Source organism: Pedobacter sp. ASV28, assembly GCF_016428855.1.
Classification (GTDB): Bacteria; Bacteroidota; Bacteroidia; order Sphingobacteriales; family Sphingobacteriaceae; genus Pedobacter.
In genome coordinates this window covers 34,933-60,323 of the sequence record NZ_JAELTN010000021.1, presented here as the reverse complement: position 1 = coordinate 60,323, position 25,391 = coordinate 34,933, and the positions used below count along the sequence as shown (strand labels likewise).

23 protein-coding genes, 1 other RNA gene and 1 riboswitch are annotated in these 25,391 nt (G+C 38.9%); of the genes, 11 read left to right on the top strand and 13 right to left on the bottom strand.

All coding sequences use genetic code 11. The features are described 5' to 3' along the window. The first annotated feature begins 4 nt into the window (after positions 1-4). The 7 genes from JHD79_RS09880 (at position 5) to rnpB (ending at position 4,512) form a co-directional block, all read left to right on the top strand. Positions 5-931 (top strand): transporter, encoded by a 927-nt coding sequence (locus tag JHD79_RS09880; protein ID WP_199119066.1) that lies wholly within the window; start codon positions 5-7, stop codon positions 929-931. A gap of 10 nt (positions 932-941) precedes the next feature. Further along, complete coding sequence (locus JHD79_RS09875) at positions 942-1,349, top strand: hypothetical protein (RefSeq protein WP_199119065.1); 408 nt, start codon at positions 942-944, stop codon at positions 1,347-1,349. A gap of 2 nt (positions 1,350-1,351) precedes the next feature. Next, entirely contained in the window at positions 1,352-1,603 is a 252-nt protein-coding gene (locus JHD79_RS09870) for a YHS domain-containing protein (protein WP_199119064.1), read from the top strand. A gap of 1 nt (position 1,604) precedes the next feature. Beyond that, complete coding sequence (locus JHD79_RS09865; RefSeq protein WP_199119063.1) at positions 1,605-2,246, top strand: SCO family protein; 642 nt, start codon at positions 1,605-1,607, stop codon at positions 2,244-2,246. A gap of 53 nt (positions 2,247-2,299) precedes the next feature. Beyond that, a complete protein-coding gene (locus JHD79_RS09860; protein WP_199119062.1) occupies positions 2,300-2,722 on the top strand; it encodes a cytochrome c in 423 nt (140 codons plus the stop codon). A 59-nt stretch (positions 2,723-2,781) separates the two neighbouring features. Beyond that, positions 2,782-4,095 (top strand): MFS transporter, encoded by a 1,314-nt coding sequence (locus JHD79_RS09855; RefSeq protein ID WP_199119061.1) that lies wholly within the window; start codon positions 2,782-2,784, stop codon positions 4,093-4,095. 53 nt (positions 4,096-4,148) lie between these two features. Continuing rightward, an RNA gene (rnpB, locus tag JHD79_RS09850) (RNase P RNA component class A) lies at positions 4,149-4,512 on the top strand. Between the two features lie 26 nt (positions 4,513-4,538). Here rnpB and JHD79_RS09845 read toward each other — a convergent pair. The 3 genes from JHD79_RS09845 to JHD79_RS09835 are packed head-to-tail and all read right to left on the bottom strand — an operon-like array spanning position 4,539 to position 8,337. Further along, positions 4,539-6,737, bottom strand: a complete 2,199-nt coding sequence (locus JHD79_RS09845; protein ID WP_233164636.1) for a xanthine dehydrogenase family protein molybdopterin-binding subunit — start codon at positions 6,735-6,737, stop codon at positions 4,539-4,541. Next, positions 6,737-7,720 carry a xanthine dehydrogenase family protein subunit M gene (locus JHD79_RS09840; protein WP_199119060.1) on the bottom strand — a complete coding sequence of 328 codons (984 nt, stop codon included), beginning with the start codon at positions 7,718-7,720 and terminating at the stop codon, positions 6,737-6,739. The genes JHD79_RS09845 and JHD79_RS09840 overlap by 1 nt, the downstream gene beginning before the upstream one ends. Continuing rightward, on the bottom strand, positions 7,717-8,337 hold the full coding sequence (locus JHD79_RS09835; RefSeq protein ID WP_199119059.1) for a (2Fe-2S)-binding protein: 621 nt from the start codon (positions 8,335-8,337) through the stop codon (positions 7,717-7,719). Before JHD79_RS09835 ends, JHD79_RS09840 begins: the two co-directional genes overlap by 4 nt. A gap of 197 nt (positions 8,338-8,534) precedes the next feature. On the opposite strand from JHD79_RS09835, the gene JHD79_RS09830 reads away from it, so the two are divergent. Continuing rightward, a complete protein-coding gene (locus tag JHD79_RS09830) occupies positions 8,535-9,164 on the top strand; it encodes an autotransporter outer membrane beta-barrel domain-containing protein (protein ID WP_199119058.1) in 630 nt (209 codons plus the stop codon). Here JHD79_RS09830 and JHD79_RS09825 read toward each other — a convergent pair whose 3' ends face one another. From JHD79_RS09825 to JHD79_RS09790, 8 genes are all read right to left on the bottom strand, one after another. Next, entirely contained in the window at positions 9,165-9,854 is a 690-nt protein-coding gene (locus JHD79_RS09825; protein WP_199119057.1) for an NAD-dependent deacylase, read from the bottom strand. A 67-nt stretch (positions 9,855-9,921) separates the two neighbouring features. After that, positions 9,922-10,500: a DUF6580 family putative transport protein gene (locus JHD79_RS09820; protein WP_199119056.1), complete on the bottom strand. Its 579-nt coding sequence runs from the start codon at positions 10,498-10,500 to the stop codon at positions 9,922-9,924. Between the two features lie 38 nt (positions 10,501-10,538). Next, positions 10,539-11,858: a DUF5074 domain-containing protein gene (locus JHD79_RS09815; protein ID WP_199119055.1), complete on the bottom strand. Its 1,320-nt coding sequence runs from the start codon at positions 11,856-11,858 to the stop codon at positions 10,539-10,541. Between the two features lie 9 nt (positions 11,859-11,867). After that, positions 11,868-12,989, bottom strand: coding sequence for a PKD domain-containing protein (locus JHD79_RS09810; protein ID WP_199119054.1), 1,122 nt, complete (start codon positions 12,987-12,989; stop codon positions 11,868-11,870). Positions 12,990-13,023: 34 nt separating this feature from the next. Then, positions 13,024-13,974: a PKD domain-containing protein gene (locus JHD79_RS09805; RefSeq protein ID WP_199119053.1), complete on the bottom strand. Its 951-nt coding sequence runs from the start codon at positions 13,972-13,974 to the stop codon at positions 13,024-13,026. Then, positions 13,955-15,097, bottom strand: a complete 1,143-nt coding sequence (locus JHD79_RS09800; protein WP_199119052.1) for a DUF5074 domain-containing protein — start codon at positions 15,095-15,097, stop codon at positions 13,955-13,957. The genes JHD79_RS09805 and JHD79_RS09800 overlap by 20 nt, the downstream gene beginning before the upstream one ends. A gap of 18 nt (positions 15,098-15,115) precedes the next feature. Further along, positions 15,116-16,237, bottom strand: coding sequence for a YncE family protein (locus JHD79_RS09795; protein ID WP_199119051.1), 1,122 nt, complete (start codon positions 16,235-16,237; stop codon positions 15,116-15,118). Then, the gene (locus JHD79_RS09790) at positions 16,234-18,273 is read right to left on the bottom strand and encodes a TonB-dependent siderophore receptor (protein ID WP_199119050.1); all 2,040 of its coding nucleotides are present in this window, start codon (positions 18,271-18,273) and stop codon (positions 16,234-16,236) included. The genes JHD79_RS09795 and JHD79_RS09790 overlap by 4 nt, the downstream gene beginning before the upstream one ends. Before the next feature lie 93 nt (positions 18,274-18,366). Next, positions 18,367-18,562, bottom strand: a riboswitch (cobalamin riboswitch). Positions 18,563-18,796: 234 nt separating this feature from the next. Here JHD79_RS09790 and JHD79_RS09785 point away from each other — a divergent pair. Next, complete coding sequence (locus JHD79_RS09785) at positions 18,797-20,047, top strand: serine hydrolase (RefSeq protein ID WP_199119049.1); 1,251 nt, start codon at positions 18,797-18,799, stop codon at positions 20,045-20,047. Between the two features lie 38 nt (positions 20,048-20,085). Here the strand turns inward: JHD79_RS09785 and cysM are convergent, their stop codons facing one another. Continuing rightward, complete coding sequence (cysM, locus tag JHD79_RS09780; RefSeq protein ID WP_199119048.1) at positions 20,086-20,961, bottom strand: cysteine synthase CysM; 876 nt, start codon at positions 20,959-20,961, stop codon at positions 20,086-20,088. 20 nt (positions 20,962-20,981) lie between these two features. Then, entirely contained in the window at positions 20,982-21,794 is an 813-nt protein-coding gene (gene epsC / locus JHD79_RS09775; RefSeq protein ID WP_199119047.1) for a serine O-acetyltransferase EpsC, read from the bottom strand. Positions 21,795-22,012: 218 nt separating this feature from the next. Between epsC and JHD79_RS09770 the strand changes: the two genes are divergently transcribed. Next, on the top strand, positions 22,013-22,375 hold the full coding sequence (locus JHD79_RS09770; protein WP_199119046.1) for a response regulator transcription factor: 363 nt from the start codon (positions 22,013-22,015) through the stop codon (positions 22,373-22,375). A gap of 55 nt (positions 22,376-22,430) precedes the next feature. After that, complete coding sequence (locus tag JHD79_RS09765) at positions 22,431-25,379, top strand: PAS domain S-box protein (protein ID WP_199119045.1); 2,949 nt, start codon at positions 22,431-22,433, stop codon at positions 25,377-25,379. Positions 25,380-25,391 lie beyond the last annotated feature (12 nt).

Sequence of the window (25,391 nt, the reverse complement as noted above, 5' to 3'; positions counted from 1 at the left end):
AGATATGACGAAAAAACAAATTATATTAACCTTTAGCCTTCTGTTTCTTGGCACGGCTACCTACGCTTGCGATATTTGCGGATGTGGTGTAGGCAGTTATTATATAGGCATTTTGCCCGAATACAATAAGCGTTTTATAGGCTTGCGATATCAGCATAAAACATTACAAACTCATTTGGGGCCACAAGGGCAGGTTACTCCCCTAACTACCGATGAAACCTATCAAACTGCAGAACTTTGGGGCGGATGGAATTTCGGAAAACGCTTTAGGGCATTGGCTTTTGTACCTTATAATTTTAACCAACGCAGTTCGCAAGCTGAAAGTGGCGCTAAAAATGGGCTGGGCGATATTGCAGTGATGGCTTACTATAACCTATTCACCAATAGTAGTTCCTTAAACAGCAAATTATTGGTGCACTCGCTATGGCTTGGTGCTGGCATAAAACTACCTACCGGAACCTACGAACCTAGCGAAAAACTAGCTGTACAGGAAAGCCCTAATAATTTCCAGTTGGGTACGGCCAGTACCGATTTTACGCTAAATGCCGCCTATGATGTGAGATTGAACGATTTAGGCATAAATCTCAACGTAAACTATAAAATGAATACAGAAAACAAATACCAATATCGTTACGGCAACAAACTCACTACCAATGCCCTACTCTATTATAAATTGAGGTTATTCCATAAGTTTACCATAGCACCAAATGCAGGTGTACTCTACGAAACGGCCACTAAAGATATAGAAAACAACAAGTACAATGTAGATGTTTCTGGCGGTTATTCTACTTCTTTGGTTACCGGATTTGAATTTGCTACGAACAAATTCTCTTTTGGGGCCAATTATCAAATTGTAGTGGCACAAGAACTGGCCAACCAAAGGGCCAATGCGGGCAATAGACTCATGTTACACGTTTCCATTCCATTCTAATTTTATAAAAATGAAAAAGATTATCTATTACTTATTGACACCGGTTTCGCTATTTATGGCCTGCCAAGCTCAACAAAAAGACCAAGAAAAAGAAATTATCCAAACCATAGATCAGCTACACAACCAAGCTATGGTCATTAATGAAAAAGCCATTAAAACTAAATTCAGGTTAGATAGTGTATTGCTACAAAAAAATAAACTAGGCAATAAAGATACCGTTGCCATTAAGTTTGTTATTGCAGAATTAAACCATGCAGATGAAAAAATGATGGATTGGATGCATCATTTTCAACTTGACTATAAAGGATCCAAGACGGAAGCTTTAATCTATTTTAAAAACCAATTAGATAGTTTAAAACAAGTTCAACTGAACTTAGAAAATGCTATTGAACAGGCAAAACCATTTACGAAACCCTAAATATGAAAACCACCTTAATAATATGTATTTTTGTCCTTGGTAGTTGGGCATTATACCCTGGCCGTGCAGCTAATTTAACCTATTCAAAAGTGACTGTTTTAAGTGACAGTATAAAGTTAGATCCCATTTGTAAAATGAAAGTCCAGCCATCAACAGTACATAAAAGTACCTTCAATAAACAGGAGTATCTATTTTGTAGTAAAGGATGCAAATTGAAATTTGACCAAAACCCTGAAAAATATATTAAGAAATAGTATGAAAAAGTCAATTATATATGCCGTATTCGGATGTTTAATAGCATTTGGAACTGCCTGTACCCAAAATAAAAAATTGCCAATTTACGGTGACCGTGAAGCGAAAATTATTAAAGGAGCTGATGGTGTTGACCGTATCGATACCATTTATAAAACGATCCCAGATTTTAAATTCCTCAATCAGGATAGCATAGAGATTACGCAGGATACCTTTAAAAACAAAGTGTATGTGGCAGATTTTTTCTTCACGTCGTGCAGCACCATTTGCCCCATTATGCACCGTAACCTGAAAACTGTTTATGAGCAGTTCAAGGACCGTCCAGATGTGATGTTTCTATCGCATACCATCGATTTCAAATACGACAAACCTTCTGTGTTGAAAAATTATGCCAAAAAACTAGGTGTAGATACCAAAAAATGGGAATTTGTTTATGGAGAGAAAGAAAAGGTATACCATTTAGCTGAACACGACTACTTAGTAGCCGTAGGCGAAGATAGCACTGCTAAAGATGGTTATATACATCAGGGCTGGCTGGTACTGATTGATAAACAAAGGCGAATTCGTGGTGCTTATGATGGCACCAAAACCGAAGAAGTTGAAAAACTTAAAAAAGATATGGTCATTTTATTGGCCGAAAAGTAGGTGGTACACTATAAGTTGTAGGTTTTACGTTTAGCAAAATCAATAATCAAAATTTGAAAAAGATAATTGTTTATACCATTTTCTTCTTGGCCATTGCCATAGTTATTTATGCTTGCCAAAGTGCCAGCGAAATTGAAATGTCAAAATACCTATCTAATGGTAAAGATATTTACAAGGCCAAATGTCAGAATTGCCATGGAGAAAATGGTGAGGGCCTGGGGGAATTAGCTCCCCCATTAACCGATACTGTTTTTCTAAAAAACAATAAGAATAAGCTGGCCTGCTTTATAAAGAATGGAGCTGATGGTCCCCTACTGATCAATGGTAAAACTTACGAAGGTAAAATGCCCTCTTTCCCTGATCTGCACGACATCGATATTGCACAGGTAACCGTATATATTACCAATTCATTTGGCAACAACCAGGGCATGTATACTTATGAACAGGTGGCCAACGATATAAAGAACTGTAAATAAAGTTAATATATCGGGGCATATTTTATAAAGCTTATGCATAAATCAGTTATTTTTAACGCATGTATAAGAAAAATGGCCCTATAAAACCTACTAAAACAGCCGGCTACAGAATCAGATCTATTTTTGGTGGTTCCATAGGGAACTTGGTAGAGTGGTACGATTGGTATGCCTACTCTGCATTTGCACTGTATTTTTCAGGCTCTTTTTTCCCAGAGGGAAACCAAACGGCCCAACTTCTTAATACTGCCGGTATTTTTGCCCTAGGATTTTTAATGCGGCCAATTGGGGGTTGGCTTTTCGGCAATCTTGCAGATAAGATAGGCAGAAAGAAGAGTTTGACCTTATCCGTTCTGTTAATGTCATTGGGATCTTTATTAATTGCCGTAACACCTACCTTCAAGTATATCGGCATTTTGGCCCCTATCATTTTGTTGATTGCACGTATGCTACAGGGCTTGAGTGTAGGTGGCGAATACGGCGTATCTGCTACCTACCTCAGTGAAATGGCCACCAAGGAAAGGCGGGGCTTTTATTCCAGTTTTCAATATGTTACGCTGATAGGTGGTCAATTAATTGCTTTGGGCATACAGTTGATTTTACAAAAATTACTGCTCACTGAAACTGAACTCCATGAATGGGGCTGGAGAATTCCATTTGTTATTGGTGCCCTACTTTCTGTAGTGGCCTTCTACTTGCGTAGAAATATACAGGAGACCGAAGCATTCGAAAAATTAAAAGAAGGCACAGCTCAAAAAGGATCAGTAAAAGAACTGCTTAAATACCCTAAAGCTTTATTAACAGTTGTTGGACTTACACTAGGTGGTACACTTGCTTTTTATACATATACCACCTATATGCAAAAGTTTTTGGTGAACACTGTACAGCTGAGCAAAGAAGACTCCACATTTCTCTCCTTTTTAACTTTACTCATTTTTGCACTACTTCAACCACTTTTTGGGCTTTTGTCAGATCGGATTGGTCGCCGTCCACTACTTTTAGGTTTTGGTATACTTGGTGTTGTCTTTACCATTCCATTATTGGTTACCCTTAGCCATACCACATCTTTAACGGCTATTTTCTTCTTATTAATGGCTGCACTCCTTATCGTAAGTGGCTATACAAGCATTAATGCTATTGTAAAAGCCGAACTTTTTCCAGCCAGCATAAGGGCATTAGGCGTAGGCCTACCCTATGCATTGACCGTAGCTATTTTTGGAGGTTCGGCAGAATATATAGCCCTTTGGTTTAAGGATATTGGCCATGAAGACTATTTCTATTATTACATCACCGGCTGTATATCCATCTCATTATTGGTCTATCTTTTTATGAGGGAAACCAAGGATACTTCCACATTGAACAAAGATTTGGAATAATAATGCCCGTTAAAATGTAGGTTAACTTTAAAGCTTTATGCTATCTTTGCAAAAATGCAAGCTGTTCTATCGCCGCGATCTTGTATCGAGGAGGAAAGTCCGGGCAACGTAGGGCATCTCGCTTCCTAACGGGAAGGTCCCGATTTATCGGGAACGGAAAGTGCCACAGAAAATATACCGTCCCGATTTATCGGGATAAGGGTGAAAACGTGAGGTAAGAGCTCACGAGCTCGTTAAGTGATTAACGTTTTGGTAAACCCCGGGAGTTGAAAGACCAAATAGGCTAACGTACGTAGGGCTGCCCGTCCGATGTTAGTGGGTAGGTCGTTTGAGGTAAATGGCGACATTTATTCTAGATTAATGATAGAAGTTCCGCTTTGCGGAAAACAGAACCCGGCTTATAGGCTTGCATTTTTACTTTTTACGTTTTGTCTAACCATAAGCTATGCCTGTAGAATTTTATCGGGTGTAATAGGTAAACTTCTAATTCTTTTACCTGTTGCATTAAATACCGCATTAGCCACAGCTCCGGCAAAACCAATCAAAGCAATTTCTCCCATACCTTTTGCCCCCATCGGGTTAATAATAGGGTCTGCTTTATCAATAAAGATCACGTCTATTTCTGGTACATCTGCATGTACAGGCACATGGTAGTCAGCAAAATTGTTATTTATATATCTGCCATAACGATTGTCCAATAAGGCTTCTTCCATTAAAGCCATTCCAATACCCCCTACAGCACCACCTACCATTTGGCTACGTGCCGTTTTAGGGCTAACAATCTTGCCAGAATCACCTACGGAAACCACCTTACTGACTTTGACCACTCCTGTTAATTGATGTACTTTTACCTGTACGAAATGGATAGAAAAAGAATACATTGAATAATTTTTGGCCTCTGCATTAGCCTGTGATTGCTTGGTCACCTCGATCATGGGCAGATTATTCTTTTTAAGCACCTCCGTAAAGTGGGCATGAGCATCCATATTCGAATTGGCAGCAAGCTCGGCAATGGTGGATTTTAACGATACACAGACATCATTTACGGCAGATCCCACCGTGGAAAGTGTGGCAGATCCACCTTGGCTAGGTGCAGGTGGCAAAGAAGAATCTCCCAATTCAAAAACAATCTTATCGACAGGAATATTTAATAACCTACTTGCAATGAGGGTCATTCCCGTACCCGTGCCCGGACCAATATCACTAGTTGCACTTTGTAAAACCAAAGTACCATCTGCCTTTAATATTCCTTTTACACTGGCCCGCCCCCTCGATGCATTGAATACCCCAATACTAACCCCATAGCCAACTTGCCATGATCCATCGATCAGGCTACCGGGTATCATTTTTCTATTTTTCCAACCAATCTGCTCAGCGCCCAAACGATAGGCTTCTTTAATATATTTACTAGAGAAAGGTCTATTTTGTGCCAAGTCTTTCTCCGGATCGTTTTTTATCCTGAAATCTAAAGGATCCATATTCAGGGCATGTGCCATTTCATCTATGGCACTTTCCAAGGCAAATGCACCCGTAGCCTCACCAGGACCGCGCATCCAAATGGGTACGCCCATATCCAATGGGATGACATAATAATTCGTGTTTACATTTTCCGAATCGTACATAAACTTGGTCATGTTCACTACACCTTCGGTAAAATTTTCATAAGTGGCACTCTGGCCAAAAGCAATATGCGTTATTCCGGTGATCTTACCTTCTTTAGTAGCCCCTAAACCAATTTTTTGATAAGCAGCAGGTCGGTTGCCTACCATGGTAAACATCTGATCGCGGGTAATGACAAGCTTTACTGGCTTTTTAAGCTGTTTAGAGGCCATAATCGTAGCAATTTCTAGTGGCCAGGTTCTTAAGGCCATTCCAAAACCACCACCTACAAATTCACTGTTTACCTGTATATTTTCTACTGGAATTTTAAATACGTTGGCTATTGTATTTTGCGTAGCCTTTACCCCTTGTGTTTTTGCGTAAACGGTCACCTGATCATTAGTGCGCCAATCGGCTATAATGCCATGTAGTTCCATTGGATTATGTGTTTCTACAGGCATGGTATATACCTGCTCTACTTTCACCTCGGCGGTTTTATAGGCATCTTCCATTCCTCTCTTATAGGGGGGCTGCCCTTGTAGTTTCTTTACTTTTTCATCTTTTATACTGCTTTTAAAATCGGTATTGAAGGCCTCTTTATGATAGCTTACCTTAACCAAACTGGCGGCATAAGTTGCCCTCTCAAAGGTATTGGCCACTACCAAAGCGATAGGCTGTCCATTATAAAAGATCTGATCGGTATAGAAAATCTTCATGGGCGAACCACCTTCCTGTTCATATCCAGCGACAGCAGGTTTATTCATATGGCTAAGCACATCCAAAACTCCAGGAGCATTTTTCGCAGCTTTAGTATCGATATCTACAATTTTTCCTTTGGTGATGGTGCTGGTTACCAGAACGCCATAAGTGAGCCCGGGCAATTGATATTCGGCAAAATATTTAGCTTTTCCAGTCACCTTAGCTACTCCATCTACACGGTCATTTTCGTCGATAGCATCTAAGAAACTAACATGATTATATCCATCCTTTTCTGTGAACACTTGGTTCATGCTGGTTTCATCTGTCAATAATAATTTTTCCATTAAGACTTAGATTTAGCAATGGTTAACGCTTCTACAATTGCATTTGGAGCCAACTTAAGTTTAAAGTCGTTCTCTCCGAAGCTTTTGGCATCTTTCATGGCCAATTGAGCAGCTGCTTCAAAATTAGCTGTTGTTCCAGCTTTCCCTTTTAAAAAATCTTCTGAGGAAGTTAAGCGCCAAGGCTTATGTGCTACTCCACCCATGGCTAAGCGAGCATCGCTGATCAGGCCATTTTTAATGATCAAAGCCGCGGCAACTGAAACTAGGGCAAAAGCATAGGAAGATCTATCTCTCACTTTTAGGTAATGGTAATTTTGGTTAAAACCATTAATCGGGATCTGTATCTTGGTAATAAGCTCTCCTTTTCGAAGGTTGTTGTCTGTTTCTGGTGTAGTTCCTGGCAAGCGATGAAAATCGGAAAAGTTGATTTTTCTTTCTCCTTTATGACCCAAAATGACTACTTGTGCCCCTAAAGCTACCAAAGCTACACACATATCACTAGGATGTACAGCAATACACGATTCTGAAGTTCCAAATATAGCATGCATCCTGTTATATCCATTTATGGCCCCACAGCCACTTCCCGGCTCACGTTTATTACAAGGCATAGTGATGTCATAAAAATAACCGCAACGGGTACGCTGCATCATGTTGCCGCCAACAGTAGCTACATTTCTCAATTGTGCCGAAGCTCCAGATTGCAGGGCGAGCATCAACAACGGGAATTGCTGTTTAACCGTTATATGTTCTGCCAATGCCGTATTGGAAGTTAATGCCCCCACTTGCAAAACATTATTGACCAATTCTATATCCTTTAATGGAAGATGATTAATGTCGATCAACTTTTCGGGTGTGGCCACCCCTCTTTTCATAAGGTCTATCAAATTAGTACCACCAGCAATAAATACAGCTTTAGGGTCCTTAACTATCAAGTTTAACGCAGTTTTAACTGCCGTTGTTCTCAGGTATTGAAAATTGATCATATTGTCCCTCCTTTTTCCTTAACTTCTTGTATAGCCTCAACAATATGAGGATAGGCGCCGCAACGACAAATATTACCACTCATGTATTCCCTTATTTCTTCCTTAGAATTGGCATGTCCCTCTCTTATGCAGGCCACTGCGCTCATGATCTGACCTGGGGTACAATAACCACACTGAAAGCCATCATGTTTAATAAAGGCCCTTTGCATAGGATGAAGCTCATCACCTTTGGCCAAGCCCTCTATCGTAGTGATATTCCTACCTTCATTCATTACCGCCAAACTCAAGCAGGAATTAACGCGCTTTCCATCTACATGAACAGTACAAGCGCCACATTGACCATGGTCACAACCTTTTTTTGTTCCTGTTAAATGAAGTTCCTCCCTTAGCAGATCCAAAAGTGTCACCCTAGGTTCAACATTTAATTGGTAAGCTTTATTGTTCACTGTAAAATTCAATGGAATTTTCTCAAAAAGCTCGGCAAAACGTTCATCAACTTTTTGATCTGCCGCTTTCAATATAGTTACAGGAGTTAATGATAATGCGGTAAAGAGCGAAGTCTTCTTTAAAAAATCACGTCGGGTATCGCCCTGTGCATGAGAATCGATTTCATCCATAGAAAAACAATTTAAGGTTAAACAAAGGATATTACTCTAATATCGGAATAACAAAGTTGTTTTTGATGTCATTGCTATAATTTAGAAGAATTCCTAATTACCAAAATTCGGAATTTGAGCATAGCCAACTGGTCATTTATGAGGTTGATGAAACAATAGGTAGATGTTCATGTTATCAATAGAGACATAAATTGGTTATGAGCATAAATATTCTATTTTTTTTCACTGGTATTCTCTTGCTATTTAGCAATCTAGAGGTGAATGCCCAACAAACTGCACGGACAGACAAGTTATACACTGTGAGTGGAATTGGCACTTCTATTCCCATTGGTGAAAGTAGCGATTTTCTGGGGCCAAAGATATCTACCACATTCGGGTTAAACCTGGGCTTGGGCAAGGGCGGTCTTTTTCTATATCCAAAAGTGAGCCTACATGCCTTCACTTATAATGGCATAAGACCCGATCATGGCTATAACTACACTGCACAAAATTCAAGGGTAACTACCTATCTGTTAAATATGGCTTTAGGTTATAGAAAAATGGTGGGTAAATTTGCTTTTTATGGATTTGCTGGCGGTGGAGGTGGCTTCATACTTACCCCTCGGGTAAAAACCAACAATACCGCTTTAGAAGTTGAGTTTTCAAATCAAACAAATGGCATGGCCATGTTAGAAGCAGGATTAGGAGCAGAACTAAATTTGGGTGGTCTCTCTATTTTTACGGAAGTTAGCTATATGAACGGCTTCAACAACATTCAAGATAGAAAGTTTAGCAGCATGCCTTTAACTATTGGCATAAAACCTAATTTAAGTAAATTAATCAAGTAATTAAGAGCCCAAAAGTGACACGATCAACTCTTTTACTCCTTCTGTTGCCGATTTTTCAATCTTGATTATGTGCTGATAGTGCCCAACTGTTGGTATTTTGGGGTCGATAACATATTTTGTTACTTCTCTCGGTACAAAATCTATCAGCCCTGCAGCGGGGTAAACAGCTAATGAACTTCCAATCAATATAAAAACATCAGCTTGTGAACAAATCTGCGCTGCTTTTTCGATCATTGGTACAGCCTCTCCAAACCATACTACATGTGGTCGTAATTGCGATCCCCATTTACATAATTGGCCCATTTTTATTTCGGCTCCTTCAACGGGATATATGAGCGTTGGGTTACTTGAAGACTGTGCGTAAGTAATTATGCCATGTAAGTGTGTTACCTTTGTAGAACCTGCTCTTTCATGCAGATCATCAATATTCTGTGTAATAATTTCTATATCAAAATGTGCTTCTAAATTGGCTAGCGCATAATGAGCCGCATTTGGCTGGGCCTGTAAAACCTGTATACGTCTTTCATTGTAAAATTGTTGTACCAATTCTGGGTTTCGTTGCCATGCTTCGGGGGTAGCTACATCCATTACATTATAGCCCTCCCATAAACCATCGGCATCCCTAAAAGTTTTCAGACCACTTTCGGCACTCATTCCCGCCCCAGTTAGCACCACTATTTTTTTCTTCATACCCTTAAATATAAACAAAAAACCCTCTTGTACTTAAACAAGAGGGCTTATACACTAAATATTTTTGTTAAGCTATTACTGATCTGTATTTCAATGATGGGAATTTAGATTTTAGGATTTCAAAACCTAAGAACATAATGGCCGAATACACTAATGTACCATAAAGGAAATTCAACTCAAATGGTATCGCAGCCACTAAGCAGGTCCAGAAACCAGCCAAAGTTTTGGGATAGGTATCAAATCCCAACCACATGCCAAAGTCAGATACGATCCAGTGTATAAAAACAGCCACCAAGCTAGCTCCAAACACTTGTGGAACATTTACCTTGTTGATAAATAGCTGTCCAACCAAAACCATTAAGGCAAAAGCAATGTAGGTATAATACCAACCTGCATAAAAGGCATAAGCTTCTCCCATCATGATGGCTAAGCCCAAATCGCTTAATAGAAGTACTAGCATTGGTAAAATATAGGCCGAGAACTTATTCCTAAAATAATTTCCACTGAAAATAGCTACGGCACCCAAACCTGAAATATTAGCAAATATTTTAAAATCTGACGAAAGTGGTGCAATTATCCTCAAGCCTATAATGGTAGCAATAAATAATAATAAAACCACTAGCCTATTTTTCGATGTTCTTTCCATTAGTTATCCATGATGTTATCATACAAAGTTAACAAAAACTATTTAGGAAAAATAATGTCCACCACCTGATAGCCAACTTTGCTTATTTTCTTCCTGAACTTTTTATATTTGGTATAAATATATAGGTCGCTGGTAGAGTCTGATCCAGTAAATATACCAGGGCTATCCAAAATGAAAAACTCGCCATTTTGGGGATTTACTTTCCAAGCAGTGGCAAAACTTAAACCATCATTCATAGGATTTATAAATTTTTCGGCTTTTTTTGTCGTTGTACTAAACCTACAGAACTCACCTGTAGAAGTTTCTTGCCAATAGATAAATTCATCTGCTCCAGAAGCGGTCAAGATACCATTGGCAGGCAGTTTAAAAGTAGTTTCCAGTTCTACAGTCTCCAGAACTGCCAAATTATCATCCAGTCTGATGAGCTTTGCTTTACTGTTAATACCCTGTACGCCCATCCAAAGTTGCTTGTTAGCCGTTTTCACTACACCTGCTACATTTTCAGTATGGGTATATAGCGTTTGTGCCATTCCGTTCTCTACCTTTACTAATTGTTTAGCTACAGGCACTAAAATCGCACTATTTATGGTGGTAATTGGCAATAACGCAGCATCGGTAGTTCCATTCAATGAGGTAGCTCCAATGGTTTTGGCCGTCAGATCTACAGGATACAGGCCCAATTTTCTGCGTGTACTGCTATTTACATAACCTGTTTTACCATTGGTAGTGGCAAAATAAGTTATCCCTGAAATTCCAGAAACCGTGATATTACTGGTGGCCTTGAGTGTTTCATCGTTAACTACGGTAATATAATCGGGTTGGCCAGAGCCACTTATATATAATTGATTACCATAACGAAATGCCCCCATTGCGGAAGCCGACAGTTTTGCACCATTATTCTCCAGAGAGAATACATCAAGTTTTAATTCTTCCTTTTCATTTAGAAAGGATAGGTTAGCTCCACCAGTTCCATTCGCATCGGTACTACTCAGAAGTAAAATACCATCCGCATACCTGCCAACCACTTTGATGTTATAGACCAGTGTATTTTTACCCGCTGCATTTATAACATTGAAGGTCAGCTCATAATCTCCTGGCAGTGCTTTGGTAAAAACATAGCTGCTTGAGGTACTTAGCACTTCACCATTCTCTATCCATTCGTAGCTTTTAGCCTTTCCCATTAGACTTGGGGTTAAAGTTATACTTTCTCCTACCTTAAGCCGCTCCGAGGTTTTAATATCGTTCGCAAATAATACCTTATTTGTTTCTTCTTTTCGACAAGCCATTACTGCCGTGGCCAAAATGACCAAAATAAGCAGTTTATGAAGGCTTGTCCTAAACATTTTATTCTTCAACATGTATTGAGATTATTTAATATTCAAATCTGCAGCTCCTTTAATGTCGGTGGAAATTTCCCCTAAAATGCCTGCATTTACATTTTGTGCGGTGTAAACCTTAACGAAGTCTACCGTTTTTAAACTTACTTTTTTGCCATTTTTATCTACGGCCCAAGAAATATCAAAACTGTTATACAAATTTTTTGCATAATCATCTCCTACAGAATAGCTATCGGTATAACCCCATTCAAATGGATTATTTAATACAAGCCCTGTTGTACTTAAGGTTGAAGGCAACAGGGTTCCTTTAAAGGTAATCTTGTCTTGATTCGCCACGAATAAAGGATAGTGGTTTTTATTTTTAGATAGGTTTTTTAACACCCCGCTATTGCCTTGGTTATCTGTCCAAGGTACATCCACAAAAGCCTTTGGATTGGTATAGGTAATCTCATAATTTTTTATCGTAGTGGCTTTTTCATATTCACTACCTGCCAATTCATACCATTCATCATCGGGTAATCCATTACCATTCTTGTCTTGACTCACCATTACAATTCCTGGCTCTGCGAAGTGGTATGGCGCACCAGAAGGATTTCCATAGATAGCCAGGTCATAACCTGTTTGATTAACGACAGAATGGTCAAATCCAAAAATGATATATCCTCCATAACCACCTAGCGAAACCAAATTTGCAATACCCCCCACTAATTTTTGTGCCTGTTCAGGCGAACCTAATGTGGCTTGGTTGATATGTTGTCCGGGTGCCGGAAAATATTCGAATACCTTACTGATGTACTTACTGCTGTTAGCGCCGGCATCAATTACGGGCACAGGAACATTAATGGCATAACTATAAGAAAAACTACCCAATGCGTTACTCCCTGTATAAACTAACGTATAGTCGCCTGCCATGCTAGGTTTAAATGTATAGGCAACTTCCTTACCTACCACTGCCCCATTTAACTTCCATTCATTATTTAGGGTTTTGCCTTCTGCTATAACAACAGAGAATGAACGCTCGGTATTCACCGCTATGGTTAGCGTTTTCTCTGTTACCGACATGTGCAAATCAGGAAATTGTTCGGGGCTGTCTTTCTTACAAGAAAAAAATAGGGTGATTAGTAACAAGGAAAGTAAAAGATATCTCTTCATTTGATTTTTATGTTTATATGTTTTTTATTAATTTTTATTTAAAGTGTAAATCTATTGCTCCCCCCATTTCGGTAGATACTTCACCCATGCTCCTGGCCTGTGAATGAGTATAGTCAGGATGATAGGGATTGCCATTACTGTTCTGGGCAGTATAGACCTTTATAAAATCTATATGGGTAAGAACTACCTTGTTGCCACTGGAATTTATGGCCCAATCTATATCAAAAACATTATAGCCTCTGCCTAATTCGCTTTGTATCTTAAGATAGTTTGCGGAACCATTATCGGCATAGCCAAAACTGAAAGGTTGGTTGAACACTAAACCACCATTAATACCTAGGGTATTCTTTAACAGGGTACCTTTAAATTGAACTTGGTCTCCTGCAAACCAGGATGGATAATAATTTTGATTATGATATTGGTTTTTAAGAACATAACCAACGTTACCTAAGTTATCAGTCCATCTGATATCCTCGGTAGCAGTGGCAGGTTTAAAATAGGTGATCACATAGTTTTTTATGGTCTGCGATGCCTCATGCTCACTGCCAGCCAATTCGTACCATTCTCCATCATCTGGCAGGCCATTTTTATTAAGGTCCTGCATAACGCAAACAATACCAGGTTCTGACCATTCCATTCCCACCCCGATTAAGGGGTTGCCATAAATGCCCAAGTCGTAGCCCGCTTTGTTTTCAATGGCATGGTCGAAGCCAAAAATGACATAGCCGCCAAAGCCGCCCAAAGAAATAAGCCCGCGATCTACGCCTCCAACCAATTCTGCTGCTTTGGATAGAGTTCCATAGCTGTTGTCGTTAATAAACTGACCTGGGGCAGGTTTGTATTCATATATTTTTGAAATATAAGCCCGTTTCTTATCTACCAATGGTTCCTCGTCAATAGGTTTATCTTTTTTACAGGAAACAAATAGGATAGACAGGATAAATAACAGAATATGAATGGCCCTGTTAGAATATCTTATATTCATATTTGTAACTATAATTGAATGCCGCATGCTGAGGATTGATACCTGTTTCAAAACTGTATTTCACTTTTCCATCTTGACCAAATACAAAGGCTTTATTGTTCATACTTGCTACCACTAAACTATTATCAAATGGATTTATTGTAATTCCATAGGGTGATCCAAAGCTTGCTTCATAATTAATCAGTGTTTTATCAAGCTTACCAGTAGATAGATTAATAGATTTAATAATAGGTACACTATTGTATATATCTTTTGTTGCCCATGCTTGATCTTTAACAATATTAATGGCTCCTAAATCAGTATTATTTTCTGTTTGCACTACCAGATCTGTAGCACTGCTAATTCTAATAAGTGTAGGTTCATTGAATGTTACCCAATCATTCCAAGTAATGACATATAGATCTCCATTCTCCGTGGCGGCAATCCTTACCGGGTTATTCCCAACTTCAATATCCTTATTTTTTGTGAACGTGGTTAAGTCGATAACAGTAACCTTACTTTTTAAACTATTTGAATAAATAGGGTTTGTATGAGCAGAATTAGTTACATATAACTTTCCATTTGCTACGGCCAAACCTTCTAAGGCAGCCGCATTATCAGCACCATTTTTAAGCTGTAACTCGGCATCTATGCTTAAGCTGGCCGTATCTATACGGCTAATTATTCCGTCATATCTAGAGACATATGCTTTGTTTTTATAGAATGCAATATAGCGTGGCATATAACCATCATTGTTAGAATTGAAGGATATACGTCTGATGGTTTTGCCAGTAGCTACGTTCATTACATCTACAAAAGACTGGGGTTTTCCTTGGGTACCACTTACTACACAATACATTTTACTGCCATAAACTTTCAGATCGTTGGCTGTTTCGCCCAAAGCAGTACCATTTACCTGTTTATAAAAATCGGCAACGACAGTCTTTTTTTCTATATCATAATAACTAAGGGTGCTATTGGCATTTCCCCAGCTCCCTTCATTCAGTACATAAATACCCTTGGTACCTGTAATTTCCCGCACCAATATTTTTTCCTCTTCATTATTCTTTTTACAAGAACTAAAGAATACCGCTACAGCAAAAGTTATTGCTATAGCAGGTTTAAAGTAATTTTTGAAATTCATATTCACTTCTATTTAATTTTATTTCACAAAAACTAGGTGTGCCGGTATGTCACCAGTAGTTACCGACCATTTTAGGTGACCTTCTACATTATAACAATGTAATTTGCCTGGGGTTACATAATCTCTGGCATCGGTAATATAAATATCCTTATTATAGGGGTTTACCGCTATGCCATAAGGAACCCTTATATGCTTATCGCTCCCATCTGTAATAAACTGCTGCTTTAACAACAGTTCTTCTTTTACATCGATCATAAAATAATTGATGGTATTTCTGCCCTGTAAATAGTTCCATGAGGTAGCGTAGATATAAGCTACCTCATCATCTATGGTCAGGTTACTTGCAGCGAAATCAAATGTTTTCTTAATTTTTTCTGTCTTTGTATCGATCACCAGTAGTTTGGAGAGAATATCATAGTAATCACCTCTTGAAGTCACATACAGATCGCCATATTTATCGGCTTTTAACCGATGCAGGTTAATGGCTGCTTCTATTCTTTTTGTTTCCATAAAACTATCCAAATCAACCACCGAAATGGTATTTTCATAATTCGGTGGGCTGTAGCCTCCCGAATTGGCCACATAAAGCTTGTTATTAACAATGGCCATTTCTTCGGGCTGACGGCCAACCCGCACTGTCCTGCTGATGCTTAAAGTGGTGGTATCAACCTCGGCCACTATACCATTTACGGCCGTTGGATCGCCAACCCTCCCTAAATAGGCGCTCACATAAGCTCTTCCTTTGGCAAAAGCAAGATATCTTCCATTTGTTATATTGATCTGCCCAATGCGTTTTCCAGTCCTTACATTTAATACTTCCACTTTATTGGAAACATTCACTACGATATATAACTTACTGCCATATATACCTATATCATTACCAACATCACCTAATCCTTTAGTCACTTCTGGATTAATCTGGTTGTAAAAATTACGTGTATAAATGCCATTTCTAAAGTCCAGATAATCAAGGGAAGCCTTGTTCATGTTCATGTTTCCCTCATTTACCAGGTACATACCCCTAAGCACAGCAGTTGGCTCTGGTTCGACCCTGCTGATTTCGGAAGGCAGTGGCCTAGGCTCCTTTCTGCAGGCCAGCAATACCAAAATGAACACCAACAAAAAGCTCAAGTTTCTCATAGGCTATAATTTAAGGTTAAGCGATAGTTTCTGCCCGGCATTGGGAAATTGGGGATCACATCATAATATTGATTCAGGAGATTATTGATTTCAAAGTTCAGCTGAACACAACTTTCTTTTAACTTGAACCCATAGCCCATGGCCATATCGTGTGTATACCAAGGCTCCATATAGTTATAAATAAGATTGGCTTTTTGGTTATAACGATAACCTGTATAAATAAAGCTATAGTTCAATTTCCAATGCTTGTAATCGACCTTAGCTAAAAAAGAACCACTATGCTTTGGAGCATAAGGAATTTGATCAGCAAAGCTATCTTCATTTCTATCCGTTACATCTATGGCCTGTTGATAAGTATAATTTATACCAAAGCCAATATTCAATCCTTTCCTGAGGTCAATTCCAGTTTTTGCGTTAATTTCCAGCCCCCTAACTTCTACCTTGCCAATGTTATACATAATCCACCTGGCCAGATTTGCGCCTGGTTGGGCTATAATCTTATCTTTTACCGTATTGTAGTATACATCGCCCTGCAACTCAACAAACCTCAGCTTACCCTGGTTGAAAAACGTGGAATAGGTTAAGCCCAAATCGTATTGTTTGGTAAACTCAGGACGTAGTAGCGTATTGCCAATAAAAGTATAATAGAGATCGTTAAAGGTGGGCATCCTGAAAATATCCTTATAAAAGCCCCTAATGCTTAGGTTATGCTGCTGAAATATTTTCCATGAAAACATTAGCGTTGGACTAAAAATCTGTTTATCATTAGGGTTTTCAAGGGCTTGTATCCTATCTACTACGGTTGTACTTAGCAAATTGCCCTGTAAGGTTAAACGATCTGTTTTGAAGGCTGTACCCAATACATTTAAAAATGTATTTCTTTGTGGGTAAGCAAAGCGGTAGAGATTGGCATTTAAGTATTGGTACTGATCATCTGAAGACAGCGACCAGCTCCATTGGGTATTGACATCATATTTGACAGCTACCGAGAAGTAGACCTCACTTTCCCTGAACCTATTGTCTAAAAAACCATCTATCTTTACATATTCTGGATCTACAAAACGTGTATAGTCGTGGGTAAATTTGGCATTGAACAGCAACTGAACACGATTAAAATCCTGTCGATAGGCGCCCTGTACAAAAAAGTTTTGGTCCCAAATGCGCTGACTATAATCGAATTTATTGGCAACTATAGCGCCTGGCAAACCTCTGTTAGACCAGAAAGAATAGCCTTGTATATTCCATTTGGCCTTATACTTGGTTTCTCCAAATAGGGCAGCCTGTATCCTAAATCTTTCTACATCAGCATTGTTTCTTAGCGCAGTGGTATCGAAAACCCCATTGGTCAATCTAAATTTATAGCTGCCATTGGCATGAATATAATTCGTACTTATGCTCCCCCAAAGTTTATTCTTAATTCTATATTGATAGTTGACACTAGGGCTAATCAGACCAAAATCACCAAGCTTGACATCAGCATTTAGGAAATATCTTTTCTGCTGATCAAAATCGGGTACTTTTGTTTTCAAAAAGATAGCACTGGCAGATGCGTAAGCTTTGGCAGGTTGCAACAAATTGGAGTTTTGTCCACTCCATAATGAAATTTCCTCCAAATTATCCAAACCATATCTACCCAAATCTACTTGGCCATTCTGTGCGTTTCCCACAACAATACCATCATAAAAAACCGCAGTATGGTTACTGCCCATACTTCGAACATTTACCGTCTTTAATCCCCCTATGCCTCCATAATCCTTAAGCTGTACACCAGAAAAGTATCGGATAGCGTCGGCAACCGATAGGCTGTTGATGCGCATTAGCTCTTGGGCACTTAAAATTTGGAGCGGAACTGGCGAAAGATTTTGCTTAGTTAAACGATACTGCTGAATTTGCACTTCATTTAACTGGTTTATTTTTTGAATGCTGTCTGCTTTTTGGGCAAAACAGGTACAAGGCAAGGCAACAATACCTAACCAAAGCCAAAAGTAACAAGAAGCAAAATTTACGCCCAATAGCGCAAAGTTTTTCTTTACCATTTTTTTGATGTGAGATGATCCCACAGCAAACAGAAATTAAGGAGCAAGTAAAAATACTGGCACATCACTCCAAGCTTCAATCCCCGAAAGCTATGAATTTATAAGGCTAAAGGCAGGTCTTCTGACTTACTCTCCGTTTTCTGCCTTCCCATCCGTATGTTAATCAGATAGTGGCCATGAATAGAAAACAGTTTACAGAGCTTACAGCTGCGGGACAGTTACGGATTTACACCGTATTCCCTTTTAATTCCGAACGTAACTTACGGAAACCAAAAGCAAGGCAAAGATAGTCTTTTTTTCGTTAGTTGGTTGTTTTGTTGGTTAGTTGTTTCGTTGTTTGGCTTTTTAGTCTTTGTTCTTTGGTTGTTTAGGTTTTTGGTCCTATTGACAGTACTTTTGAACTTTATACTTTATACTTTATACTTTTAACGTAAACTGGTTGGTTGGTTATTTCGTTGTTTAGGGATTTGTTCTTTAGTCTTTAGTCTTTCTTCCCTATCTTTAACCAGCAGCAATCTTTATCATGAAAAAAGCAATCTTCTATTTACTCCTCTTCATCAGCACACAGACCATGGCACAAACCGATACTGTATTCTTAAGGCAGCTTTTAGAAAGCAAGCCTGACTTATTCTCCGGCATACTTAAGCATCCGAATAAAAATGAAGTACAGATCATGTATACCCAGGTTAACCGTGATAAAAACAATAAGCCTAGTTTCAAAAGCTTTAGTTATAGGATAGATCCAACACATTATTTCTACCCTGCCAGCACGGTTAAATTAGCTGCTGTAATTTTTGCTTTAGAGAAAATCAATGAATTGAAAATACCAGGTTTAACAGCCAACTGCAGCATGATTACCGACAGTGCTTTTAAAGGCCAGACCAAGGTAACAGCAGATGAAAGTGCAGCCAGTGGCAAACCAAGCATAGCACATTACATTAAAAAAATTTTGCTGACCAGTGATAATGATGCCTATAATCGCCTTTTTGAATTTATAGGGCGGGCGGAAATCAATGCCAAACTGAAAAAATACGGAATGACTGAAAGCCGCATTTTAAATCGTCTGGCCATAGGCGATAGCGGCGAAAGTGAAAAAAATACCAATCCTATTCGTTTTTATGAAGGCGACCGATTGGTTTATAACCAACCTGCACAATATGACCCCAAAAGTTATCCATTAGCGCTGACCCACCTTATTGTAGGTATAGGCTATATGGATAGTAAGGAACAGTTGGTTAACAAACCCTACAGCTTTGAGCACAAAAATGTATTTACCATTAAAGACCAACAATCATTAATGATGAGGTTAATGATGCCAGAAGCCTATCCTGTCAAAGAAAGGTTCAAGCTTAGTGCTGATGATTATCAGCTTATTTATACCTATATGAGCAAGTTCCCCACCGAAAGCAATTATCCAAAATATGATCCAAAAGAGTTTTGGCCTACTTATGCCAAAATGCTGTTTTATGGTCGTGATAAAAATGCTGTCATCGCACCACATATCCGAATATTCGACAAATATGGCGATAGTTACGGTTTCATTATCGACAATTCCTATTTTGTAGATTTTAAAAATGGAGTAGAATTTTTCCTAACCGCAGTGATACAGAGTAATGAAGATGGTATTTATAACGATGGCAAATATGAATATGAGACGGTATGCTATCCTTTTATGAAAAATCTGGGACGCAGTATTTATGAATATGAGCTCAGTCGCAAGAAAAAACAGTTGCCCAACTTGAGCAAATATGTAATGGATTATACGAAAGATTAAGGGGAATTGTAAGCCCCTTAATTCATAATTAATTTTTATCAGCTGGCAAAAAGATCGCTACTCAAATAGCGATCACCTCTATCGCAGGCAATAAAAACTATCAAGCCGCTTTCTAGTTCAGTCGCTACCTTTAAGGCACAATGTAAGGCACCTCCACTACTCATTCCTACAAAAATACCTTCTTCTTTGGCCATCTGTCTAGCCATTAAAGTGGCTTCTTGTTGGGAAACATCCATTATCCTATCTACACGGCTTGCATCATATATTTTTGGCAAATAAGCGGCAGGCCAACGGCGTATACCCGGAATGGACGATTCCTCTGTGGGCTGGCATCCCACAATCTGTATTTGTGGGTTTTGTTCTTTTAGGTACATAGAATTGCCCATAATACTTCCCGTGGTACCCATGCTACTCACAAAATGGGTAACCTGTCCATTGGTATCTTTCCAAATTTCTGGACCCGTTGTTTTATAGTGGGCCAAATAATTGTCTTTATTGGCAAATTGATTCAATAGAAAATAGCCTGGTTTACTCCCTTTTTCTTCCGCGTAATCTCTACACACTTCAATAGATTCCAAAAGCGTAACCTTGGCACCATAGGCTTCCATTGTTAAGGTACGTTCGCGAGTCGAACTGGCCGGCATGACCAATTCTATTTCAATTCCATATATGGCGGCAATCATGGCCAAGGCAATTCCGGTATTCCCACTTGTAGCCTCAATTAAACGGGTATTTTTATCCACTTCCCCACGTTCCATTGCACTCCGTATCATATTTAATGCAGCTCTATCTTTAACGCTTCCCCCCGGATTATTCCCTTCTAACTTGGCAAATATTTTAACATTTGGATTGGTATGCAGCTTTCTGATCTCTGCCAAGGGAGTATGGCCAATGCAATCTATAATACTGTTCATTGCTTATATAATCTATAACTTTAATGGATGGTTTTCTTTGTTTCGGTAATCTTAATTACAGACTGGTGGTAAACAGTAGATCCTGCTGGTACACTTTTCGTCAACCATACATTTCCGCCTATAATACAATCATTTCCTATAACGGTATCTCCCCCTAAAATAGTAGCCCCTGAATAGATAATTACATGATTACCTATAGTAGGATGCCTTTTGGTATTGGCCATTAGCTTTTCTACACTTAACGCACCCAAAGTTACGCCCTGATATAGTTTCACATGATCTCCAATAATGGTCGTCTCGCCAATCACCAAACCTGTACCATGATCGATATAAAGATATTCCCCAATAACGGCTCCCGGGTGTATATCTATGCCGGTAACCGAATGTGCGTATTCAGTTAAGATCCTAGGAATAAGGGGCACCTGGGCTTTATATAACTGATGGGCTATTCTATAAAGAGCAATAGCCAAAAAGCCTGGATAGCATCTGATAATCTCAAATTCGCTTTGTGCTGCCGGATCACCCAACAAAATAGCGGCTATATCTGTATTTAACTGGGCATACAAAACGGGTAAATGATCAAAAAACCGAATGGCGATCTCTTCATTGTTACCACTACAAGACTTGGTGGCATTTAATATCGTTAACAATTCGACCTTTTGTTGAGCAAACGCATCTTGCAATTCAGCAACATCGAGCTTTTGCACTGGCATGCGCTCTGGATAGATCAGGTGAAGCAATGTTAATGCCCAATTGGCAATAATTTGATTAGAAGGTACTGCTTCTAACTCTTTCTGGCGATCAGCAATATGCTTTAAAAAATTGGTGTTCAAAATAATCTAGTTAACAAATAGAAATACTTGGCAAAGCTAACCAGAAATATTTGGCTAAAGCATTTTTTATAGAAAGAGTTTGTTATCTTTTACTTTCTGTTGAAAATAGATAAATACCTACTTGGTTATTATAGGTTTAACATCACCATGAATTAGCCTTAAATTTTAGTTAAAATTGTTTATCTTGCACTACAAGACTAAACCACTAGAAATCTAAAATGATGAGTAAAACCATATGTATTGTGGAGGATAATCCAGATATTGCCGATGTATTGGATATCTATCTTCAGGAAGAAGGCTTTGAAGTTACTTTATTTGATACGGCCTCTGCTTTTCTAAGCACTTATCAAAAACAACATAATGACATTTTTCTACTGGATGTTATGTTGCCTGATGGTGACGGGATTAGCTTATGTAACCATATTAAGCAAGATCCTGCATTTGCCCACATTCCGGTGGTGATCATGTCTGCACATTCACAGGCCGAAACCATTAATAAAAATTCGAAATCAGATGCTTTTATCAAAAAACCTTTTGATCTTAATGAGCTTAAAGATCAACTGAATTTACTTTTATCATGAAATAACTATGTACTAATCTCTTATTGAAAGACTGTCGTTATACCACTTAATCAACATGCACCACATTAAGGATCCTCTCTTTCAAATACTATTCAGCCAGCTCCAAGAAGCAAGAATATTGCTCAAGGCCGATTTCCCTACATTGACAATTATCCAGGCTAATCAGGCTTGGGAGATACTTGTTGGCGATTCCACTTCTTATTCGGGAATGTCATTTTTAGACACTAAAAGTTACCTAAGTATCTTTCCATTCGATGATCAAACACTACAGTCAAAAATAACCGAAGCCATTTCCCATAAAGAAAGTATTTCTTTACCGGCTTTTATCCATAAACCGTTACGTACAGCCCCTATTTGGCTAGAATTACACATCACTGCCATATTTAACTCGTCAACTGTACCTGAATACCTAATGTTGACCTTATATGATGTTACGGCAAAAATACAAGATCAACAAGCCCTTCGCCTTTCCCAAGAAACAGAAGCCCTCCTCTTATCTGAACTACAAGAAGTTAACGAAGAAATTTCTTCAGCCAATGAAGAATTGCGGGCAACAAATGAAGACCTCATCAAATCACAAGAACGACTTTACCAACTCAATAACCAGCTCGAAGAAAAAGTGAAATCACGTACCAAGGCTCTAGTGGAAAGCGAACAAAAAGCACGGTTTCTGATTTCGAGCGCCCCTGTGGGCATTGTGGTTCTTACCGGAAAAGAACTGTTCATTGAATCTGCCAATCAAAAAATGCTAGCATATTTTGGAAAAAGGTCCAACGTAATCGGTATGCCTTTACATTTGGCCTTGCCTGAGATACAAGATCAATCCTTTTTAGGCATACTGGACAGGATATTTGATACTGGCCAAGCTTTCTATGGTAACGAGATCAAAGCAGATATGGCAACAGCTAAAGGTCAGGTAAAACAGGCCTATTTCAATTTCGTATACCAGCCCATAAAAGATCCTGAAGGCCCTACAACAAGCATTATGATTGTAGCTACAGAGGTAACTGACCAAGTTATAGCGAGAAAAACAATTGAACAAAGCGCACATCAATTGAATAGGATTGTAAGTACCACACCTATCGGCCTAACGATACTCAAAGGTAAAGACCTGATCATTAACATTGTTAATGACCCCATATTGCAGATTTGGGGTCGAAGTGAAAAAGAGATCCTCAATAAAAGACTGATAGATGTTTTCCCGGAACTGCAACAACAATCATTCCCAAAGTTGCTTAGCCAAGTTTTCGAAAGTAAAAAGCGAGTGGCTATGCTAGGGATGCCAGTTGACATACGTCTACCAAATGGAGCCTTGAAAAAAGCCTATGTTGATTTTTCATATGACCCACTTTTTGATATATATGGCAATGTAGAAGCCATATTAGCCAGTGTTAATGATGTAACCGAACTGATCAATAATAAAAAGCTATTACAAGATAGACAGGAAGAGCTTGAATCCTTAAATGAAGAATTAGCTGCCGCAAATGAAGAATTGGCCACCACCAATGAAGAGCTTTTTGAAGCACAGGCACACATAAGTTCCGTTTTTGAAAAGCTAAAGGAAAATGAAACACGGTTCAGAAGCTTGTTCGAACAGTCGCCAGTAGGTATGTGCTTTTTAAAAGGTGAAGATCTGATCATTGAACTTGTAAATGACAATATGCTACAGATCTGGGGCCGTCAGCGAGAGGAACTGATTGGCCGCTCACATGAGTTGGCACGACCTGAACTTAAAGGCCAACCCATGAACGATTGGCTACGCGAGGTTTATCAAACTGGAATACCAAAGACCAATAACGAACTGAAAGTACGTTTATATTACAAAGGAGGCCTAAGGGATGCTTATGTACATTCATTATATCATCCTCTAAAAGACACAAAAGGAAAAGTAACCGGTATACTGGTTATCCTTACCGACATTACCCCTTTCGTAAAAGCACGCAAACAAGTAGAAGGCGCACAAGCACGGTTAAATTTAGCGGTCCAATCGGCAGAATTGGGCACTTGGAATATTCGCCTACAAGATGGGGAGTTTAGTCCATCCACACGGTTAAAGACAATTTTAGGTTTTCTGGAAGACGAAGAAATGTCTTTTGATGAAGCCATAGCACAAATTCACGATGATTACCGTGAGCATGTAAAACAGGCCATTGAAAATACCATTCAACATGACGAAAAGTTTGAACTCGAATTCCCTATTATTGTTCGTCAAGACGGCACTTTACGTTGGATAAGGGCAACAGGAAGAACCTATAAAACCGAAGCAGACCTAGAAGCAAATTTTTCTGGTACGGTACTCGATATCACTAATCGAAAATTGGAAGAAATCAGAAAGAATGATTTTATTGCCATAGCCAGCCATGAGCTAAAGACTCCGTTGACAAGCTTAAAAGGCTATCTGCAGATTATGGAAACGAAAATTGAAAAATCAATCAACCATGATATTTTTAAACCCTTTGTCAGAAAATCTCTTTTACAGATAGATAAAATGCATTCCCTGATCAAGGGTTTTCTTGATGTTGCCCGCCTAGAATCGGGAAGACTGATCATTGATCCGCAAAAGATCAACCTGGGAAAATTGATTCATGAAGCTATAGAGGAAGCAGAACTCCTTTCCAAAAACCACATCATCTCCATTATCGATTGTGAAGAAGTAGAAGTATTTGCAGATGGTGACAAAATAGCACAGGTACTTGGAAACCTATTGAGCAATGCCATTAAGTATTCTCCTTTGGGCAAGAATATTACCATTAATTGTAAAGTGGATAAAGATGAAGCCATTGTAAAAGTGACCGATGAGGGAATGGGCGTTAAACCACATGAAGTGGACAGGTTATTCGATAGATTTTATCGTGTAGAAACCAAACATACCAAGGCTATATCCGGTTTTGGTATTGGGCTGTACCTGTGTGCCGAAATTATACGTTTGCACCACGGCAGAATTTGGGCTGAAAGCGAATCTGGAAAAGGTACTAGCTTCTATTTCAGTTTGCCTTTAGCCTGATTCAAAGTTTAA

What these genes read in the sequence shown, in the direction of transcription:
- JHD79_RS09880 (WP_199119066.1), top strand. Translation starts at nt 5, where the DNA reads ATGACGAAAAAACAAATTATATTAACCTTTAGCCTTCTGTTTCTTGGC.
- JHD79_RS09875 (WP_199119065.1), top strand. Translation starts at nt 942, where the DNA reads ATGAAAAAGATTATCTATTACTTATTGACACCGGTTTCGCTATTTATG.
- JHD79_RS09870 (WP_199119064.1), top strand. Translation starts at nt 1,352, where the DNA reads ATGAAAACCACCTTAATAATATGTATTTTTGTCCTTGGTAGTTGGGCA.
- JHD79_RS09865 (WP_199119063.1), top strand. Translation starts at nt 1,605, where the DNA reads ATGAAAAAGTCAATTATATATGCCGTATTCGGATGTTTAATAGCATTT.
- JHD79_RS09855 (WP_199119061.1), top strand. Translation starts at nt 2,782, where the DNA reads ATGTATAAGAAAAATGGCCCTATAAAACCTACTAAAACAGCCGGCTAC.
- JHD79_RS09845 (WP_233164636.1), bottom strand. Translation starts at nt 6,737, where the DNA reads ATGGAAAAATTATTATTGACAGATGAAACCAGCATGAACCAAGTGTTC.
- JHD79_RS09840 (WP_199119060.1), bottom strand. Translation starts at nt 7,720, where the DNA reads ATGATCAATTTTCAATACCTGAGAACAACGGCAGTTAAAACTGCGTTA.
- JHD79_RS09835 (WP_199119059.1), bottom strand. Translation starts at nt 8,337, where the DNA reads ATGGATGAAATCGATTCTCATGCACAGGGCGATACCCGACGTGATTTT.
- JHD79_RS09830 (WP_199119058.1), top strand. Translation starts at nt 8,535, where the DNA reads ATGAGCATAAATATTCTATTTTTTTTCACTGGTATTCTCTTGCTATTT.
- JHD79_RS09825 (WP_199119057.1), bottom strand. Translation starts at nt 9,854, where the DNA reads ATGAAGAAAAAAATAGTGGTGCTAACTGGGGCGGGAATGAGTGCCGAA.
- JHD79_RS09820 (WP_199119056.1), bottom strand. Translation starts at nt 10,500, where the DNA reads ATGGAAAGAACATCGAAAAATAGGCTAGTGGTTTTATTATTATTTATT.
- JHD79_RS09815 (WP_199119055.1), bottom strand. Translation starts at nt 11,858, where the DNA reads ATGTTGAAGAATAAAATGTTTAGGACAAGCCTTCATAAACTGCTTATT.
- JHD79_RS09810 (WP_199119054.1), bottom strand. Translation starts at nt 12,989, where the DNA reads ATGAAGAGATATCTTTTACTTTCCTTGTTACTAATCACCCTATTTTTT.
- JHD79_RS09805 (WP_199119053.1), bottom strand. Translation starts at nt 13,974, where the DNA reads ATGAATATAAGATATTCTAACAGGGCCATTCATATTCTGTTATTTATC.
- JHD79_RS09800 (WP_199119052.1), bottom strand. Translation starts at nt 15,097, where the DNA reads ATGAATTTCAAAAATTACTTTAAACCTGCTATAGCAATAACTTTTGCT.
- JHD79_RS09795 (WP_199119051.1), bottom strand. Translation starts at nt 16,237, where the DNA reads ATGAGAAACTTGAGCTTTTTGTTGGTGTTCATTTTGGTATTGCTGGCC.
- JHD79_RS09790 (WP_199119050.1), bottom strand. Translation starts at nt 18,273, where the DNA reads ATGGTAAAGAAAAACTTTGCGCTATTGGGCGTAAATTTTGCTTCTTGT.
- JHD79_RS09785 (WP_199119049.1), top strand. Translation starts at nt 18,797, where the DNA reads ATGAAAAAAGCAATCTTCTATTTACTCCTCTTCATCAGCACACAGACC.
- cysM (WP_199119048.1), bottom strand. Translation starts at nt 20,961, where the DNA reads ATGAACAGTATTATAGATTGCATTGGCCATACTCCCTTGGCAGAGATC.
- JHD79_RS09770 (WP_199119046.1), top strand. Translation starts at nt 22,013, where the DNA reads ATGATGAGTAAAACCATATGTATTGTGGAGGATAATCCAGATATTGCC.
- JHD79_RS09765 (WP_199119045.1), top strand. Translation starts at nt 22,431, where the DNA reads ATGCACCACATTAAGGATCCTCTCTTTCAAATACTATTCAGCCAGCTC.